Source organism: Haloferax sp. S2CR25 (assembly GCF_031624535.1).
GTDB lineage: Archaea > Halobacteriota > Halobacteria > Halobacteriales > Haloferacaceae > Haloferax > Haloferax massiliensis.
The window spans coordinates 286,299-303,664 of record NZ_JAMQOO010000003.1 but is presented as its reverse complement, the minus strand read 5'-3'; the positions used below and the strand labels follow the sequence as shown (position 1 = coordinate 303,664).

11 protein-coding genes are annotated in these 17,366 nt (G+C 67.5%); all 11 read right to left on the bottom strand.

Annotated features, from left to right (window positions below; all coding sequences use genetic code 11):
• Positions 1–292: 292 nt before the first annotated feature.
• The 11 genes from xacR to cobN all read right to left on the bottom strand — a co-directional run bounded on the left by xacR (position 293) and on the right by cobN (position 17,324).
• Positions 293–1,048 (bottom strand): HTH-type transcriptional regulator XacR, encoded by a 756-nt coding sequence (xacR, locus tag NDI65_RS09795; RefSeq protein ID WP_089780056.1) that lies wholly within the window; start codon positions 1,046–1,048, stop codon positions 293–295.
• 660 nt (positions 1,049–1,708) lie between these two features.
• Entirely contained in the window at positions 1,709–3,547 is a 1,839-nt protein-coding gene (locus NDI65_RS09790) for an IucA/IucC family siderophore biosynthesis protein (RefSeq protein ID WP_310893620.1), read from the bottom strand.
• Positions 3,548–3,555: 8 nt separating this feature from the next.
• Positions 3,556–4,929, bottom strand: coding sequence for a lysine N(6)-hydroxylase/L-ornithine N(5)-oxygenase family protein (locus tag NDI65_RS09785; protein ID WP_089780060.1), 1,374 nt, complete (start codon positions 4,927–4,929; stop codon positions 3,556–3,558).
• A complete protein-coding gene (locus NDI65_RS09780) occupies positions 4,926–5,567 on the bottom strand; it encodes a GNAT family N-acetyltransferase (RefSeq protein ID WP_089780061.1) in 642 nt (213 codons plus the stop codon). The genes NDI65_RS09785 and NDI65_RS09780 overlap by 4 nt, the downstream gene beginning before the upstream one ends.
• Positions 5,564–7,345 carry an IucA/IucC family protein gene (locus NDI65_RS09775; RefSeq protein WP_310893619.1) on the bottom strand — a complete coding sequence of 594 codons (1,782 nt, stop codon included), beginning with the start codon at positions 7,343–7,345 and terminating at the stop codon, positions 5,564–5,566. The genes NDI65_RS09780 and NDI65_RS09775 overlap by 4 nt, the downstream gene beginning before the upstream one ends.
• Entirely contained in the window at positions 7,342–8,895 is a 1,554-nt protein-coding gene (locus tag NDI65_RS09770; protein ID WP_310893618.1) for an aspartate aminotransferase family protein, read from the bottom strand. Before NDI65_RS09770 ends, NDI65_RS09775 begins: the two co-directional genes overlap by 4 nt.
• The gene (locus NDI65_RS09765) at positions 8,892–10,271 is read right to left on the bottom strand and encodes a diaminobutyrate--2-oxoglutarate transaminase (protein WP_089780067.1); all 1,380 of its coding nucleotides are present in this window, start codon (positions 10,269–10,271) and stop codon (positions 8,892–8,894) included. Before NDI65_RS09765 ends, NDI65_RS09770 begins: the two co-directional genes overlap by 4 nt.
• Before the next feature lie 439 nt (positions 10,272–10,710).
• The gene (locus NDI65_RS09760) at positions 10,711–11,919 is read right to left on the bottom strand and encodes an ABC transporter substrate-binding protein (RefSeq protein WP_089780069.1); all 1,209 of its coding nucleotides are present in this window, start codon (positions 11,917–11,919) and stop codon (positions 10,711–10,713) included.
• 78 nt (positions 11,920–11,997) lie between these two features.
• Positions 11,998–12,792, bottom strand: a complete 795-nt coding sequence (locus NDI65_RS09755) for a cobalt-precorrin-7 (C(5))-methyltransferase (RefSeq protein ID WP_089780071.1) — start codon at positions 12,790–12,792, stop codon at positions 11,998–12,000.
• Complete coding sequence (locus NDI65_RS09750; protein WP_089780073.1) at positions 12,785–13,465, bottom strand: precorrin-8X methylmutase; 681 nt, start codon at positions 13,463–13,465, stop codon at positions 12,785–12,787. The genes NDI65_RS09755 and NDI65_RS09750 overlap by 8 nt, the downstream gene beginning before the upstream one ends.
• Positions 13,458–17,324, bottom strand: a complete 3,867-nt coding sequence (gene cobN / locus NDI65_RS09745; RefSeq protein ID WP_310893617.1) for a cobaltochelatase subunit CobN — start codon at positions 17,322–17,324, stop codon at positions 13,458–13,460. Before cobN ends, NDI65_RS09750 begins: the two co-directional genes overlap by 8 nt.
• Positions 17,325–17,366: the final 42 nt, after the last annotated feature.

Genomic DNA, 17,366 nt, shown 5'->3' with positions numbered 1-17,366 from the left:
CCGCACCCGCCGTTTTCTCGGTTTTTCTTCTCTTCGGTGCTCGTCTCTCAAGGCACCTCTTTCTCTCTCGCTTGTTTCGTCCCACCCTGCCAGCACCACCTCAATACCGGCCTTCTGCCCGTCGCCAGCCGATTCTCTATGGCAGAACGCTCCTTCTCCGAATTCGGGGCTTGAATTACACGCATAGCTGTGTAATAGAGGGCGCGGTTCACTAGCAAGAACTATGCTAACACGGTTATCCGTTGAAAATTCCGGTTGCTCGCGTCTCGTTCCGAGATAGCGAACGCGGGGTTCAGTAGTTGATGTTGAGCTCGACGACGTTGGCCGCGCTCAGGACGCGTTCGGGGAGCGACCCGTGGAGGTCTTCGTCGCTGACTCGGCTGGCCGGGGCCGAGACGCTGATGGCCCCGAGGACTTCACCGGCCGAGGATTTGATAGGTGCCGCGAGACAGCGCAGCCCTTCGAGGCGCTCGCCGTCGTCGATGGCGTACCCCCGCTCGCGGACCCCTTCGAGCACCTGAAACAGTTCTTCCCGCGTGCCGATGCTCTTCGGCGTCTTCCGTTCGAGACCGTGACGCTCGATTATCTCGTCGACCCTCGACTCCGGGAGGTTCGCGAGAATCGCCTTCCCGAGGGCCGTCGTGTGCAGGTGCGTCCGCAGGCCCGCGTAGGTGTCGAGGTCGACGGCGTCGTCGCCTTTCGCCCGCATCAGGTAGACGCCCATCCCCTGCTCTTCGACGAGGAGGTTCGCGAGTTCGCCCGTGTCGGCGGCGAGCGATTTGACCTCGGGTTCGGCGACCTGATACACTTCCATCGACTTCCGACTGTGGCCGCCGACTTCGAGGAACTTCAAGCCGACGCGGTAGTCGTCGCCGTCCTTCAGGACGTAGCCGTGCTTCTGGAGTGTCGTCAGGTGGTTGTGGACCGCGCTCTTTCCCATGTCGAGGTCGCTGGCCAACTCCGTGACCCCGCACGGTCCCTTCTCCATCAACTCCTCGACGAGTGCGAGGGTCTTCTCAGTGGTTCGCACCGGATGCTTGGCGTCCATGATTATTCGTTATCGAGTACCCGATTAAATGTTCTGGTCGCGAGAACGAGATGCCGTGAGCGTAGAATGTCGCTCGATGCGAGGTCGGGTTCGTCACTCGCGGCCGATGTCGGCCTCCGCTTCGTGAACCCCATCTCGAAGGGCTGGTCGGCCGCCTCCCGGTATCCGCAGTCGCTCCGAGAACTCCAGCAGAGGCCCTACCACCTGTCCAGTGACCGTCTCCCCCGACCTTCGACTGCTGTTCCCGTACTACACAATTCAGTATGCGGCGAATCTTCGGTTCTGTTCCTCGACGTGACCGGACTCCGTCCGTAACTCGACAGGTCCTCGCCGAAACGGTACTGAATGTCTGCCCCCGTCTCTCGGTTACTTTCGGAAAAGATCCGAGAAAATCTGGTTCTCAGATAACTTTTGTGTAACCATTTCGATACATTCGCACTGCCGACGAAGTAGTTCCCGAGGACTGCCGATTCACCTTTCTACGCAACCAGATGTGTGTCCACTGGACACTATCTTCCGGGCCTCTCTGTCCCCACCGGCCAGTTTCACGCTCCACATCTCGATGTTCCGCGACGGAGACTAAAGGGGCGAGACCGCGCAACGGGGCTCGGCGGCGGGTGCGAACCGCCGTCGACGACGACGCGCCGGAACCCCGCCGGGTCAGTCGTCCACCGTACCCGCCTGCTTCGCGTCGCTCGCTCGCTCGCCCGCGACTTCGGCGAGGGCGTTCGTCACCGTCCCGTGTTCGGAGGCGTGCGGACGACCGGGGGAGTCGTCGTAGCCGTAGTCGAAGATGCGGTTCCGGTTGAGACTGAGCTTCGTGAACTCCGGTCGGAGCACGTCGAACAGGTCGAACCGCGCTTGGAGTTCGGGGAACTGCGCCTGATAGTCCAGAACCGCGCGTCGCGCGTGCGTCCAGAACTCCCGCTCGGCGTAGTCTTCGTGTTCTTCGAGCACGTCGGCGACGTACCGGAGGACGCAGACGAACAGCCCGGAGAAGATGAACTGACAGAGCCCCTCCGGCGGCTCCTCTCGGAGCACGTCGTGCACCTCGTCGGGAAGCGATTCCAACTCCGGGAGCGACTGGTCGCTCACGTTCACGTCGTCCGCGAAGTCCTTGACCGCGAGTCGGGTGGGAACGCCGTCTTCGACGACGAGGATGGTGTTTTGGCCGTGCGGGGAGAACACCGTTCCGTAGCGGTAGAGGAAGTGCAACAGCGGCGGCAGGACGGTGTCGAAGAACTCGCTCAGCCACTCGTCGAGGGTGAGCCCTGACTGTTCGACCAGCCGCGAGACGAAGGGTTCGCCCGCGCCGTCGACGTGCATCAGCGACGAGAGCGTAATCGCCCGCTCGTCGTCTTCGAGGAACGTGTAGATGGATTCCCGCCAGACCGCGCCCAGCAGTTCGTGGTACTGGTACGGCGAGCCGTCGATGTCGGTGAAGTCCGCGTGGTCGTAGTTGAGACCCGCAATCTCGCCGGGGAGAATCAACCCCCGTTCCTGCAGGAAGTCGTCTCGGTCGTAGATGCCCTTGATGTACTCGGTGACCGTCGGCGCGAGTTCGGTCCGCTCGCCGGGAAGCCCCCGCCAGACCAGCGTGTTGAGGATTCGCATCGGCACCTTCACGTGGTGTTTCTCGGCGTCGTCGACGTTGACGAAGGTCCGGACCGACTGTTGCGGGAGGTACTCGTCCGGCCCGTCACCGAGCGGGACGATGTCGCCGGCCGCGATGTGGTCGGGAAACAGCGGAACGACGCTGTGTTCCCACTGCCAGTCGTGGACCGGCATGAAGAAGTAGGCGTCCGGGTCGTACCCCTTCGCGTCGAGCCGGTCGCGGAACTGGTCGTAGTGGTCGCCGAGTTCGCCGCGGACGAGCGAGTCGTGGTCGACCTCCTCGGTCCCGACGAACGTCGCGTGTTCCTTGCGGACTGCCGCCCACGAGAGCGTCACCGGTTCTTTGCGTTCGGGCGCGTACTGCTTGTAATCGTCGTACCCCCAGCCGAGTCGCCCCTTGTTGTACGTAATCCACGGGTGGCCCTCCATCTCGCCTTCGAGACGGGCGTAATCGAGCGCCGTCGGGTCGAACCCCTCCCGGCCCCGCTTTCGCGACTCGATGTGGGCGTCCGCGAGTAGCGTTCGCTTGTACTCGCGGACGAGGTTCCCCTCGGTGAGCCCGTCGAGGTCGGTCGTCTCGCCGAGGTCGCGCAGTAGTCGAAGAGGGTCGCCGAGCGGCTTCCACGCCCCGTCGGTTCGGCGTTCGACCGTATCTCCGTAGACGTGAAGGCTGTCCATCAGTCGGTCGGCGGCCTCGAACCGATAGCTCGTCTCGCCGAGGTCGAACCGGTAGACGTGGCGGTCGTCGCCGGCGTCGACCGTCCGCGGCTCGATTATCTCCTCGTAGGCGAACTCTTCGAGCATCTTCGTCAGGAGGCGGCGTTCGACCGTCTCCCAGACCTCCGGGTCCAGTGCGTCCTGCAGCGTGGTGTCGTTCGGATTCATCGGTATCGTTAGTCGTCCTGCGTCGGCGTGGGTGGTGTCTCGCTTCCGCCCGCGCGGGTAGCGTTCGGTGCGTGTTCGAGGAACTGCGCCACCGAGAAGTCCTGAAAGACCGTGTCGCCGTCGTCGGGGTAGACCTCGCGGCCGACGAGTCGGTTGACGAACTTCGCGTTCCGGTAGCACCCGAGGCCGAGGTCCGGAACCCCGACGCCGTGGGTGTGGACCTCGGCGTTCTGGAGGAACACGTCACCCGGCACGTCGACCGCGAGCCGGTGGTCTTCGGTCACCTCGAACCGGTCCTTTTCGTCCCACTCGATGGCGTCTTCCATCGGTTCGAGGAACTCGGGAATCGGTCGTTCGTAGCCCGTGCCGAGAATCACGACCTCGCTCTCGTGGACGAACGACTCCTCGGCCTGCCACTGGTGACAGTCGAGGGCGTACGCGTCGCCGACGGCCTCGATATCCCGGACCTCGGTCATCGCAAAGAGACCGACGTCGGGGTCGCGGTCACCGATGGAGCGCCGGTAGAGCAGGTCGTATACCTCGGCGCTCGTCTCCGGGTCGATTCCCTTGTACAGCAGGTCCTGATTCGGGATGAGGTCGTCTTTCACCGCCTGCGGGAGGTCGTAGACGTACCGCTCGTACTCGGGCGTGAAGTGCTGGAGGCCGAGCTTCGAGTACTCCATGGGGAAAAAGCCGTCAGACCGAGTCAGCCAATCCAGCCGGTAGCCGTGTTCTGGCTGGCGCTCCAAGAGGTCCCGAAACACCTCGGCCGCGCTCTGTCCGGACCCGACGACGGTGACCGTGTCCGCGTCCACGACGCGCTCGCGGTTGTGCCGATACCGCGCCGTGTGGTGGACGTCTTCGCTCGGGTGTCCGCGGAGGTGCTCGGGGACGTTCGGCCGAGAGCCGATTCCGAGCGCGAGGTTGTCGGCGCGGTACTCGAAGCGGTCGCCGGTCTCCGGGTTCCGCGCGGTGACCGCGTAGTTCCCCTCGCGTTCGTCCCAGCGCACTTCGGTGACCTCGCGGCTGAACCGGCAGGCGTCGAGTCGGTCGACCACCCATCGGAGATAGTCGTTGTACTCTCGTCGGGGAATCTGGAACGTCTCGTAGAAGTAGAACTCGTAGATGCGGCCGGTCTCCCGCAGGTAGTTGAGGTAGCTGTGGGGACTCGTCGGGTCGGCCAGCGTCACGAGGTCCGCGAGGAACGGGACTTCCAGCGTCGTCCCCTCGATGAGCATCCCCTCGTGCCAGGCGAACTCGGCGTCTCGTTCGAGGAACGCCGCGTCCACGTCCTCGGGCGCGCCGTCGAGCAGGGCGGCCAGTCCGAGGTTGAACGGGCCGAGACCGATTCCGACCACGTCGTGGACGTGCGACTCGCTCATCGGCTCACCTCCGCCTCCGCGTCCTCGGCCACCGCGTCGAAGAACCGGTCGCGCTCGCAGTGCATCAACAGCGCCTCCTTGTCGGGCAGGTCGATACGTCTCTGTGCCTCGTAGCCGCACCGCTCGAAGACGTGGATGACCCGCTCGTTTCGCACGTCCGGTTCGCTGACGACGCGGGCCGCGTCGGTCGAGCGGAACTGAAACGCCGTCATCGCCCGCAAGAGCGGTATCGAGTAGCCGTGGCCGAGATACTCCGGCGGCCCGATGAGCAGGTGGACGCCGCGGTCCTCGGGGGCGGCGTCGTAGCGCGACGCGACGACGTCGTCGGCCGCGCGGTACGCCTCCCAGTAGCTCATCGGCGTGTGGTCGAGCAGTCCGACGTACGGGGTGAGATGGTCGTCGGCCAGCTTCTCGTCGAGCCGCTCTCGAAACGCCGGCTCGGGGAGGTCGAGTTGCCAGTACGGCTTGACGTGGTCGGAGCCGAGCCACGCGTGAAGCCGGTCGAAGTCCAGCGCCGGGTCGACTTCCGCGAAGGCGATGGTCCGGTCGATGGTCTCCTCGCGGACGCGGTAGGCGTACTCGCGGCCCGCGTCGTCCGTCGCCGGGCTTGCGGCGGTGTTTGCCGACGCGTCGGTCACGGCGTTGGCACCTCCAGTTCCGTGACGAGCGGGTTGTCGATGTCGGCGTACACCGACTGGTTCGCCAGCAACCCCTCCAGTTCGTCCATGTCGTGGAACCGCGTGAGCAGGTTCGCCTTGCAGGGAATCGTCGCTCTCGTGAGGAGGTCGTCGAGCAGCGACGACGACGGCCGGTCGTACCGGCGAAGCGATTCGAGCTCCTCGCGGAGGACGCCCAAGAGGCGTCGCTCGTCGACCAGTCCGGCCGTGCCGAAGGCGTTGACGAGGCCGAAGGCGTTGTTGATGATGACGTAGTACCGGACGCGCTCGTCGGCGACGGCGTCCGGACAGACGGTGTCGGCGCGCTCGCCGATACCGGGCAGGAGCGCGTCCACCTCGTCGTACATCGACTCGGGGAGGTAGTAGCCCTGGTTGTCGCGGTAGCGGAACGTCTCCGGATAGCCGCCGTCGAGCGTTAGGACGCTGTTTTGCTGGTGGGCCTCGACGCCCAGTCCGCGTTCGAGATACAGCCACAGCACCGGCCGAACCGACAGTTCGAGGTACTGGCGGAACCAGTCTTCCGCCACCTCGTCTGTCGGCCGTCCCTCGTGGTCGGCGATGCCCTCCACGAGCGTCGCCAGCCGCGACGACCCGTCGCCGAGGTGGTCCTGACAGAGGCCGACCACGGGCGTCGCGTTCGTCGCCGCGTTGCCGCGGAAGGGGTTCTCGCGGAGGACGGTCTCGAAGCCGGACTCGCCGTCGCCGAGGTCGACCGTCAGGTACGCCGGGTCGCGGACGACGTCGAACGCCGGGAACCGGGATTCCATCTCATCGCCGAGTTCGGTGTCCAGCAGTTCGGTGACGGCGACCCCGCGCTCCAGTTCGGGGCGTTTGTTCGTCCGCTCGGAGTTGGTGATTTTGACGTTCAGCGACGCCTTGACCATGAACGGCGAGTCGGGGGCGTACAGGGTCCGCACCGACGAGGTCGGGTAGAACTCCCGGCCGACTTGGCCGACGTGTTCGAGGCCGTCGCCGAGGTGCGCCCGCACCTCGGGTTGTGCGCGGAGGTAGTCCGCCTGCCACGGGTGGACGGGAAGCAACACCCTGTCCGAATCGACGTGTTCAGAGACGAACGACTCGGGGACCAAGTCGTCCGCGCGGAGGGCCGACGCGACCCACTCGGCCGCCGAGTCGTCGCGGGCGGACTCCTGCACGACGAGTCCGGGGTCAGCGCTGAAGTACGAAAGCGAAAACGACCCGCGGAGTTCCGGCGCGTAGGTCCGCGACTCGTGGTCGGGGATGCCCTGTCTGCTCTTGGGCGTCGGGTGCAGCGGGTGGCCGAAGACGAGCGACTGCTCGGCGTCGCGGAAGGAGGTGTCGAAGCCGTACAGTCGCTCCTCGTCGCCGCGGCGGGCCTCGACGAACCGCTCGATGTTCTGACAGCTCTTGACGACTCGGAGGAGGAGTTCGTCGGCCGCGCCGGCGGCGTCGCGCCCGAGTCTGAGTTCGGACGTGACGAGGGTCACGAGCACCGTGTAGTCGAGGGGGAGCGTCTCGCCGTGGGGAAGCCGGTAGACCCCGGGCAGGTCGAACAGGTGGCGGTCCGTCGGCGACCGGTACGAAAGCGGGACGTAGAGGTCCACGCCCTGCTGGGAAAGCGGTGCGTGGACGACTTCGTCGGCGTCCGTCTCGACCGGCGCGTCCCCGGCTGGGACGACGGCGTAGTCGCCGGTCTCCCGGAGGTAGCAGTTCAGGAAGCTGTGTATCGTCGCTGACTCGGCTGTGTCGTTCGGATTCATGCGTGTCGGTCGTCGGTCGTCGGTTCGAGAGCGGTTCCGCGGGCCGAAATCTCGCCCAGGAGGGCTCGGAGGTCCTCGCGCGTCGTTCGGGGATTCAGGAGCGTCAGCTTCAGGCACGTCTCGCCGTCGACGGTGGTCCGGGCCACCACGGCCTCGCCGTCGTCGAGGAGCGAGTCGCGGATGGCCTCGTTCAGGTCGGCGGCGCCGCGTCTGTCGGGGTCACCGTCCCGTCCGTCGCCGGGGACGTACCGGAAGACGACGACGTTCAGCTCGGAGTCGTGGACGAGGCGGAGGTCGGGGTCGGCCTCGACGAGCCTCGCGGCGTCGTCGGCGAGGTCGATGGTGTACTCGACCATCGACGCCAGCCCCTCGCGGCCGAGCGCCTGCATCGTGACGAAGGGTTTGAGCGCGTCGAACCGCCGGGTCGTCTGGACGGACTTCGAGACGAGATTCGGCACGCCCGCTTCGTCGTCGCGCTCCGGGTTCAGGTAGGCCGCGTTGCGGTCGATGAGGTCGTACGCCGACTCGTCGCGCACGAGGACCGCGCCGCAGCTAATCGGCTGGTAGAACAGCTTGTGGAAGTCGACCGCGACGGAGTCCGCGGCCTCGACGCCCGCGAGTTTGTCGGCGTGGTCGTCGCTCAGCGCGAGCGCGCCGCCCCACGCGGCGTCGACGTGGTACCAGCAGTCGAGTTCGGCCGCACGGTCGGCCAGCGGGCCTAACGGGTCGATGCTCCCGAAGTCGGTCGTCCCGGCGGTCGCGACGATTGCGAACGGGCGTTTCCCGCGCTCGCGGAGGTCCGCCACCGCCTCGTCGAACGCTTCCATCGACAGGCGGCGGTCGTCGTCGGTCGGGACGGTGACGACGGCGTTCTCACCGAGGCCGAGGTGCGAGGCCGCCTGCGTGGCGGTGAAGTGGGCGTCGGCCGAACAGAGGATTCGCAGGTCCCGCGCCTCCGGCGGGAGGCCTGCCTGTTGTACATCGACGCCGCACTCCTCCAGGACGACCCTGTTGCGCGCGAGGAGCAGGCCGACGAAGTTCGACTGCGTGCCGCCGCTCGTGAACACGCCGTCGCCGTCCTCGTAGCCGAACAGGTCGCACAACTCGTCGACGAATCGCCGTTCGAGCTGCGTCGCGGCGGGGCTCTGGTCCCACGAGTCCATCGACTGGTTCGTCGCGGTCAAAAGCACCTCGGCCGCGAGCGCCGGAATCGTCGGCGGACACTGGAGGTGCGCGACGCAGGCCGGGTCCGAGACGCCGACCGAGTTCCGCAGAATCGGTTCGGTGCGGTCGAGCGCCGCGGCCACGCCGTCGCCCTCGTGGGGCAACATCTCGAACCGGGCGAGCGCGTCGTCGAGTTCCTCGGGCGTCGCCCCCGAGTACGGCGTCGCCTCGTCGGCGAACTCGTCGAGGACGAGGTCGCGCGCCCGGCGAATCGCGTCCCGGTAGCGCGCCCGGTCGTCGTCGTCGCCGCTCAGGAACCACTTCGCGGCGTCCGGTCGCGGGTCGCGGCGCTCGCCGACGCCGTCGACGCCGCCGACGCCGTTCATGCGGCGACCTCCCGGCGGCCGTCGGCGTTGACCTCCTCGATTGCGGCCTCCACGGCGTCGGCGAAGATGCTCCCGATGGCGTCCACGTCGCTCGGGGTGACGACGAGCGGCGGGAGGAACCGGACGACGCTCCCGTGGCGGCCGCCGAGTTCGACGATGAGCCCGCGGTCGAAACACGCCGCGCGGACGGCGTCGGCGAGGTCCGGATGCGCCGGGAAGCGCCCGCAGGCGTCGGGCTCGCCCGCGGGGTCGACGAGTTCGACGCCGAGCATCAGCCCGCGGCCGCGAACGTCGCCGACGGCGTCGTGAGCGCGTTTCGTCGCGTCGAGGTGGCCGCGGAGTCGGTCGCCCATGCGCGCGGCGTGGTCGTCGAGGTCGTGTTCGAGCACGTGTTCGATGGTGGCGATGCCGGCGGCCATCGCCAGTTGGTTGCCCCGGAAGGTCCCGGCGTGCGCGCCCGGCTCCCAGACGTCGAGCGACTCGTCGTAGACGACGACCGAAAGCGGGAGCGACCCGCCGATGGCCTTCGAGAGCGTGACCGCGTCGGGGACGATGTCGGCGTGTTCGAAGGCGTACAGTTCGCCGGTCCGGCCGAGGCCGGTCTGAATCTCGTCCACGACCAGCGGGATGTCGCGCTCGCGGGTCATCCGCCGAATCTCGCGGGTCCAGTCGTCGGGCGCGGGAATCGCGCCGCCCTCGCCCTGCACGAGTTCGACCACCATCCCCGCGGGCTCGGTGATGCCGCTTTCGGGGTCGTCGAGGGTGCGTTCGACGTACCGCGCGGCGAGTTCGTGGCACTCGTCGCCGCCGACGCCGAACGGACACCGGTACTCGTACGGATACGGGAGGTGGTGTACGTCGGGCATCAGTCCCGGCACGTCCTCCTTCGGGTCGGTGTCGCCCATCAGGCTCAGCGCCCCGTTGGTCATCCCGTGGTAGCCGCCCTGAAACCCGAGGACGCTCCGGTTGCCCGTCGCCGTCTTGACGAGCTTGAGCGCGGCCTCGACGGCGTCGGTCCCGGCGGGGCTACAGAACTGCACCCGCGCGTTGTCGGCGAACTCGTCGGGGAGGCTGTCGAACAGCGTGTCGACGAACTGCTCTTTGACGGGCGTCGTGATATCGAGGGTGTGGAGCGGCCGGTCCTCCGCGAGGACGCGCTCCATCGCCTCGACCACTCTCGGGTGGTTGTGGCCGAGCGCGAGCGTGCCGGCCCCCGCGAGACAGTCGTAGTACTCCTCGCCGTCCATGTCGGTGACGGTGACGCCCGAGGCCTCCCGTATCGCGTGCGGGAGGTGTCGGGGGTAGGTCCGCGCGCTCGACTCGCGAGCGGCCTGCTGTTCGAGCAACGCCTCGTTGCCGGCCGTCGGGCCGGTCATCGCGCATTCCTCCGCCGGTTCGCCGTCGGTGTGTCGCTGTCGAGCATACGATTTTAGGTCTACCTAAAAACACAAAAGGTTTACTGCAATATATATTTTAGTGAAAATAACGGAACAGCGCGGCCGCTCTTCGGTCGCCGCGGCCCGTTCGCGGCGGTTGACTCACCGGCCGCCGGCCCGCTCGCCTCACGGACGCGGTCGGATGTTCGGACTCGCGTCGAGTCGTCCCGACGACTTAGCTCGCTTCCGCTCGGTGGGCCGTCGTCACGAGTGGAGCGTCACCCCCGGAACGCGGCGCGATGGCCGCGAGGGACCGTCCGAATCTCGGTTGGCTGCCATACTTTTAGGCTAGCCTAAAACACAATAAGGATTCTGGCGGACCGCGTCGCTCGCCGCCGAGCGAACGCGGGGAAAAGCGGGGCCGCGAGGTCGGACCGGGTTACAGGTTACCGTTGGCGATGTCTGCGACGCGCTGGGCGTCGAACAGGCGCTCGTCGGCGTCGTACAGCGTCCGCGCGAGTCGGTCCGTCACGACGAGGTTCGTGATGGGGCCCTGATAGAGCGCGCCGGCGCGGTAGACGTCGCCGTTCTTGACGGCCGTGAGTTCGCTCGCGACCTGGTGGTTCTCCATGAACGAGATGACAGTGTTCTGGAACTCCTCGCGTGTCTTGGCCTCCTGTCCGCGCAGGAGGATTACCTCGGGGTCCACCTCCAGAAGGGTCTCGAAGTCGACCGCGCCGCGGTTGCTGTAGAAGTCCTTCACGTCGGTCGCCGCGAGCGCGTCGTCGACCTCCAGGTCGTTGAGGTGCTTGAAGCTCGTCCCCTCGTCGATGATGTAGGGGTAGAACTCCTCCGGTTCGTCGCCGCCGCCCCAGACGACGGCGGCCGAGGGCCGCTCGCCCTCCGCGGGGAGGACCGACGCGAGGTTCGACTGGAACTCCTCGTGGACCCGCTCGAACGCCTCGAAGCGTTCCTCGCGCTGGAACACCTGTGCGAGCTTCTCGAACGCCTCGTAGAGGCTGTAGTAGCGGTAGTCGTCGTGCCACGCGTAGCTGCGCGAGAAGATGCTGTTGCCGAAGAACGGCCCGACCTGCGTGCTGATCTCCTCGATATCGGCCTCGCTCCACTGGCCGCGGTTCAGGAGGAAGTTCGGGTCGGCGATGTGTACGTCGGCGTTCAGCTCGTAGAACTGCTCTTTGCCGACGCCGCTGTCGCCCCACAGCTGGCGGATGGACGACTTGTCGACGCTCACGTCCGGAATCTCGTCGTAGTACTGCGTGTGGTACCGGCCGGGGAGCCAGACGCCCATCGGCGCGTCGAGACCGAGCGCGACGCCCATGTCGGCCCAACTGCCGTTGTTCGCGATCCACGTCTCGGGAACCGAGTCGAAGGCGACCTCGCCGACCGGCTCTATCGACACCGAGTAGGACTCCGACGCCTCGGTCGCCGTCTCGGTTTCGGTCTCGGTCTCCGTCGCCGCGCTCGTCGTGGTCGCGGCCGCGGTCGTCTCGGCCTCGGACTCCGTCGTCGTCTCCGACCCGCTACCGCCGGTACAGCCGGCGAGCAGGCCACCTGCGACGACTGCCCCGCCGTATCGCAGGTACTCGCGCCGCGTCGATTCCCGTCCGCTTTGTCCGTCGTTTGCCATGTCTTTTAGGCTTGCCTAAACAGTTAAAACGTCTTCGGAATTTAGGCGGGCCTAACCACCCTCGCGCGGCGGGGCGGCTCAGTCCGCCGCGTCGACGGGCGCTCTGACGGCGAGCACCGAGAGGTCCGAGTACGGCGTCGAGTCGGGGCCGCTCCCGCCGGCCGAGTCGCGCAGGTCGCCGAGCGTGGTCCGGGTGATTCGCTCGTCGTCGTGGGTCAGTCGTTCGAGTACGAGCGCGTCCAGCGACGCGTCCGCGCCCGAATCGAGGAGGAACTCGGCGATGTCCCCCGGCATCCAGTCGAACGGCCGCGGCAGGACGAGCAGGTGGCGCTCGCCGACCGCCTCGGCCAGTCGGTCGAGGTCGGCGTCGAGCGACCCGCTTTTGTGGAGCGTGACGAACCGCGTGTCCTCCATCGGCGTCCGGGCGCGACTCGCGGCTATCTGGAGCGACGAGATGCCCGGAATCACCCGCACCGGTCGCTCGACGGCCCGCTGGACCTTCCCGAGGAACTGGTAGCCCGAGTGGTTCGGGTCGCCCATGAGCACCGCCGTTCCCCGGTCGCCGGCCGCGACGCGCCGCCCGAACTCGGCCAGCGCGTCGGCCTCGTCGGCGTAGCCGCAGGTGAGCAGGTCGGCGTCGGTCTCGCCGGCGACGAACTCGACGACCGTCTCGAAGCCGACGACCACGTCGGCCTCCCGAATCGCCCGCTTCCCGCGAGGTGTCAGGTACTCCGGGTTGCCGGGGCCGACGCCGACTGCATAGACCGGCGCGTCAGTGTCTTTATCCATGCTCTGCTCGGGAGCGGCGGCCGCGAACGTCGCCGGGTCCGGCCCCGAATCGAGGTCGTACGGGTCGTTCTCGTCCTCACTCATGGTCCCCGAGGTCAACGTCGCCGTTGCGCACGTCGCTGGCGACGTGAATCAACTCGTTCGTGAGCGCGGCCGCGAGACCGCTCCCGCCGCGTTTCCCGACGTTCGTCACCGCCGGAACGTCGTACTCGTCGGCGATGTCGCGGACGCGCTTCCGGCTCTCTTCGGCCTTCACGAACCCGACGGGCGTCGCCACGACGGCCGCCGGACGAGTCCCGTTTTCGATGCAGTCGCAGAGCGCCAACGCGGCGGTCGGCGCGTTGCCGACGACCGCGATTGCGCCGTCGTAGACGCCTTCCTTGTCGAGTTCGAGCACCGCGGCCGCGGTCCGGGTCATGCCCGTCTCGGCGGCGAGGTCCGCCCCGTTGCCGATTGCCTTCCGCACCGGGCAGTCGTGGCCGCGGCCGGTGATGCCGGCTTTCGCCATCGTGATGTCGGTCACGATGGGGCGCTCGTCGAGGACGGCCCTCGCGCCCGCGACGACCGGGTCGTTCTGGCACCGGATGAGGTGCTGGAACTCGATGTCGCCGGTCGAGTGGACCGCTTTCTGCCGCAGTCGGTCGGTCAGCGTCTCGTCGGGCACGAACGTCCGGACGATGTCCATGCTCGTCTCCGCGATGTCCATCGCTTCCTGCGTCGTCGCGCCGAGGTCGGCGTAGGCGTCTCGTTCAGTCATCGGATTGGGTCTGCGTCATGGCGTTCGTCGTGTTCGCTTCGAGGTCGCCCTCCACGGAGAGGTTGATGTCCTGCAACCGCTCTCGCACGTCGTCGTCGGCGTCCCACAGGTCGCGGTCGATGGCTTCGAGGAACGTCGCGGTGATGCTTTCGAGCGCCCACGGGTTCACGTCGCGCATCCACTCCTGTCGGTCCTCGTCGAAGGCGTAGGCGTCGGCGAGACTCTCCCAGAGCGTGTCGCTGACGACGCCTGTGGTCGCGTCCCAGCCGAGCGCGACGTCGACCGTGGTCGAGAGGTCGCCCGCGCCCTTGTAGCCGTGTTCCTCCATGCTGTCGAGCCAGTCGGGGTTGAGGACGCGCGCCCGCATCGCCTTGCGGACTTTCTCCTCGTTCGTGTAGACGCTGACGTTGTCGGGGTCGCTGGAGTCGCCGACGTACGAGGCCGGGTCGCTTCCGGAAATCTCGCCGACGGCGGAGACGAACCCGCCGTGGAACGCGTACCAGTCGGAGGAGTCGAACTCGTCTTGCTCGGCGGTGTCTTCGATTTTGACGGTCGCATCGACGCCGCTCAGGCGGCGCTCGAAGGCGTCGTGGGCCTCGGTCACCTTGCCGCGACTCCCGAGGGCGTAGCCGCCCCACTGGACGAACACGTCCGCGAGGTCGCTCCGGTCGTCCCACTCGCCCTCGTCGACCGCCTTGTTCGTCCCCGCGCCGTAGCCGCCGGGCGTCGTCGTGAACACGCGGTGTTTGGCCAGTTTCTCGGCCTCGTCGGGGTCCACGCCGTCGGCCTCGAACTCCGCGGCGTCCTCCTCGACGTGCTTTTTCACGTAGTTCATCTCGTGGGGTTCGTCGAGTTCGACCACCGCGTCGACGGCGTCGTTGACGACGCTCGCGGCCTGCGGGAACGCGTCGCGGAACAGCCCCGAGACGCGGGTGGTCACGTCGATTCGCGGGCGGTCGAGTTCGTCCAGCGGAATCGGCTCCACGTCGTCGACGCGGCCCGCGTCGGTCCACACCGGTTCGACGCCCATGAACGCGAGCACCTGCGCGATGGTCTCGCCGCGGGTCCGGACCGTCGGCGTCCCCCACGCGACGACCCCGAACTCCTCGGGGTACTCGCCGTGGTCGTCGTAGTGGCGGTCCAGAACGCCCTCGGCGACGCGCTCGCCGACGCTCCACGCCGGCTTGGCCGGGACTTTCCGCGGGTCGAGCGTGTAGAAGTTCCGCCCGGTCGGGAGCAGGTCCACGCCGCCGCGGGTCGGCGCACCGGAACCGCCGGGCCGGACGTACTCGCCGGCCAGCGCGTCCGCAGTCTGAGGAATCTCGGCTTCCGCGGCCGCGACTCGCGGGGCCGCCTCGTCGCAGATGAACGCCAGCACCTCGCGCAGGTCGTCGTGCGCGCCCCGCTTGGCTTTCGCGTCGCCGAGTTGGTCGATATCGACCACGAGCAGGTTCATGTTCACCTCGTCGTCGGGGCCGGCGTCGACCTCCGACTCGGGCACGTCGAAGCCGCGGTCGGCGAGTGCGGAGACCAGTTCGACGCACTGGTCGTAGACGCGGTCCGCGGCCTCCGAGAGGTACATCCCGAGGTCGTCGTCGTACGTCCCCGGTTCGTCCCGCATCCGGTCGTAGTCGACGCCCATGACGCCCGCGACGCTCTCGCGGAGACTCGGCGTGTCGGCGTTCGGGAGCCGAGTGAGCGCGACGAGGTACTCCACGAGCCGGTCGCGCTCGGGCGGTTCGCCCATCGTGTGGAGGCCCATCCGAATCTGCGTCGTCTTCACGTCGGTCAGGTACTCGTGGACGCGCTCGACCAGTTCGTCGAAGTCGACGGCGTCGGCATCGACGCCGGAACCGGAATCCGCGCCGCCGATGGCGTCACCGACCGCGTCGGCGTCGTCGAACCCGAGTTCGACCGCGAGGTCGAGGTCGTCGACCGCCGCAACGAGGAGTTCGCGGAGTTGGTCGCCGCGCTCGGGGCGGGCCTCGTCCATGCCCGCCTCGCGGTACTCGCGGGCGAGTTCTTCGAGGTCCGCGAGGTCGTCGTAGGTCCCCGCCGTGCGCATGACCGGCGTGAGGTAGTCCACGATGGCCGCGTACGACCGGCGCTTGGCCTGCGTCCCCTCGCCGGGGTTGTTGATGATGTACGGGTAGACGTTCGGGAGGTCGCCGACCAACTGGTCCGGCGCGCTCTCGCCGTTCAGGCCGACGGTCTTGCCGGGGAGCCATTCGAGACTCCCGTGGGTGCCGAGGTGGACCACGGCGTCGGCGTCGAACTCCTCGCGGAGCCACGCGTAGAACGCCACGTAGTCGTGCGGCGGCTGGAGGTCCGAATCGTGGTACACCTTCGAGGGGTCCATCCCGAACCCGCGCGGCGGCTGGACGGTCACGAGAACGTTCTCGAACTCGACGCCCGGAATCGCGAATGGTCGCTCGGGCGGGTCGCCCCACTCCTCGACGACGTTGTCGCGGAAGCGGTCGTCGGCGTCGGCGAACCAGTCGGCGTACTGGTTCGGAGACACCACGTCGACGCTCAGGTCTCGCACGTCCTCGGGGGCGACCCAGCGGTCGTCCAGCGTCAACTGCGAGGTGAGGTCGTCGATGAGCGCCTGCCCGTCCGCGGGGAGGTCGCCGACGGCGTAGCCTCGACTCCGGAGTTCGGACAGGAGGTTGACCGTGCTCTCGGGGCTGTCCATCCCGAAGGCCGTCCCGATGCCGTCGTCGCTCGGCGGGTAGTTGTGGAGGACGACCGCGACGTTCTTCTCGTCGTTCGGCAGGTGGCGGAGTCGCGCCCAGTTGACGGCGAGGCGGGCGACGTGGTCCACGCGGTCCTCGATGGGGAAGTGCTGTTTCGGCGCGCTCCCGACGCCCGCCTCGTCTTCCATCCGCTCTTTCCCGCTTATCGGGTGGGTGATGACGTTGCCGTCGAACTCCGGGAGCGCGACCGACAGCGCGAGTTCGAAGCCCATCACGCCCGTGTCGCTCGATTCGTACCGGCTTCGAGAGCGCATGGTCGTGATTGCCTGCAACACGGGAACGCCGAGTTCGGTGAGGAACACGTCCTCGGCGGCCGCGCCCTCGTCGTCGGCGTCGCGGCCGCGCTCGCTCATCGACAGCGAGAACATGAAGGAGCTGACGACGGCGTCCACGACGGGGCCGTCGTCGTCCGAAAACCAGTTCCGGGCGACCCACTCGGCGTTCTCCTGTCCCTCCTCGTCGGTCGCGGGATTGCAGAACGCCGGGAGGACGTTCGCGCCGAGCGATTCGAGTCGCTCCACGAGCGCGTCCACGTACCGGGTGTTCGCGTGCGTCCAGTGGGACTCGTAGAACCAGACGCCGATGGTCGGCTTGTCGGGGTCGTGGGTGTCGAGCAGTTCGTCGTACTCGACGCCGGGGTAGTCCGGGTGGTAGACGCCCTCGGTCGGGAGTTCGACCGGGTCGTCAACCTCGGTCTCGACGCCGGCGTACTCGGCGGCGAGGAACCGACAGAGGTTCTCGACGTTCACCGCGCCGCCGCGGTCGAGGTACTCGCAGACGCGCCCGCGGTCCGCGTCGGAAACGGTCGTGTCCTGCCGCGCGAAGGCGTCGCCCGTGGCCTTGACGACGAGCGGCACGCCCGCGGCTTCGAGTCGTTCGACCGCGTGGTCGTAGCCGGGCATGCTGTCTTCGGCCCCGTGGAGCCAGAAGACGGCCGCCGTCGCCGACTCCAACTCGTCGACGAAGGCGTCCGCGTCGGTCACGTCGTCCAAATCGCTCGCGGAGCGGACGACGAGGTCGATTCCGTCGAGTCGGCGCGCGGCCCGCTGGACCGCGCCCAACTCGTTTTCGGTCGCTGTGTACAGTCCGATTGTCGGTGTCATTGATAAAGTGTTATTGTCTTACTGCAACTACGATTTCGCATT

Excerpts from the sequence above, each read along its gene's own strand:
- xacR (WP_089780056.1), bottom strand. The coding sequence starts at position 1,048 with ATGGACGCCAAGCATCCGGTGCGAACCACTGAGAAGACCCTCGCACTC.
- NDI65_RS09790 (WP_310893620.1), bottom strand. The coding sequence starts at position 3,547 with ATGAATCCGAACGACACCACGCTGCAGGACGCACTGGACCCGGAGGTC.
- NDI65_RS09785 (WP_089780060.1), bottom strand. The coding sequence starts at position 4,929 with ATGAGCGAGTCGCACGTCCACGACGTGGTCGGAATCGGTCTCGGCCCG.
- NDI65_RS09775 (WP_310893619.1), bottom strand. The coding sequence starts at position 7,345 with ATGAATCCGAACGACACAGCCGAGTCAGCGACGATACACAGCTTCCTG.
- NDI65_RS09770 (WP_310893618.1), bottom strand. The coding sequence starts at position 8,895 with ATGAACGGCGTCGGCGGCGTCGACGGCGTCGGCGAGCGCCGCGACCCG.
- NDI65_RS09765 (WP_089780067.1), bottom strand. The coding sequence starts at position 10,271 with ATGACCGGCCCGACGGCCGGCAACGAGGCGTTGCTCGAACAGCAGGCC.
- NDI65_RS09760 (WP_089780069.1), bottom strand. The coding sequence starts at position 11,919 with ATGGCAAACGACGGACAAAGCGGACGGGAATCGACGCGGCGCGAGTAC.
- NDI65_RS09755 (WP_089780071.1), bottom strand. The coding sequence starts at position 12,792 with ATGAGTGAGGACGAGAACGACCCGTACGACCTCGATTCGGGGCCGGAC.
- NDI65_RS09750 (WP_089780073.1), bottom strand. The coding sequence starts at position 13,465 with ATGACTGAACGAGACGCCTACGCCGACCTCGGCGCGACGACGCAGGAA.
- cobN (WP_310893617.1), bottom strand. The coding sequence starts at position 17,324 with ATGACACCGACAATCGGACTGTACACAGCGACCGAAAACGAGTTGGGC.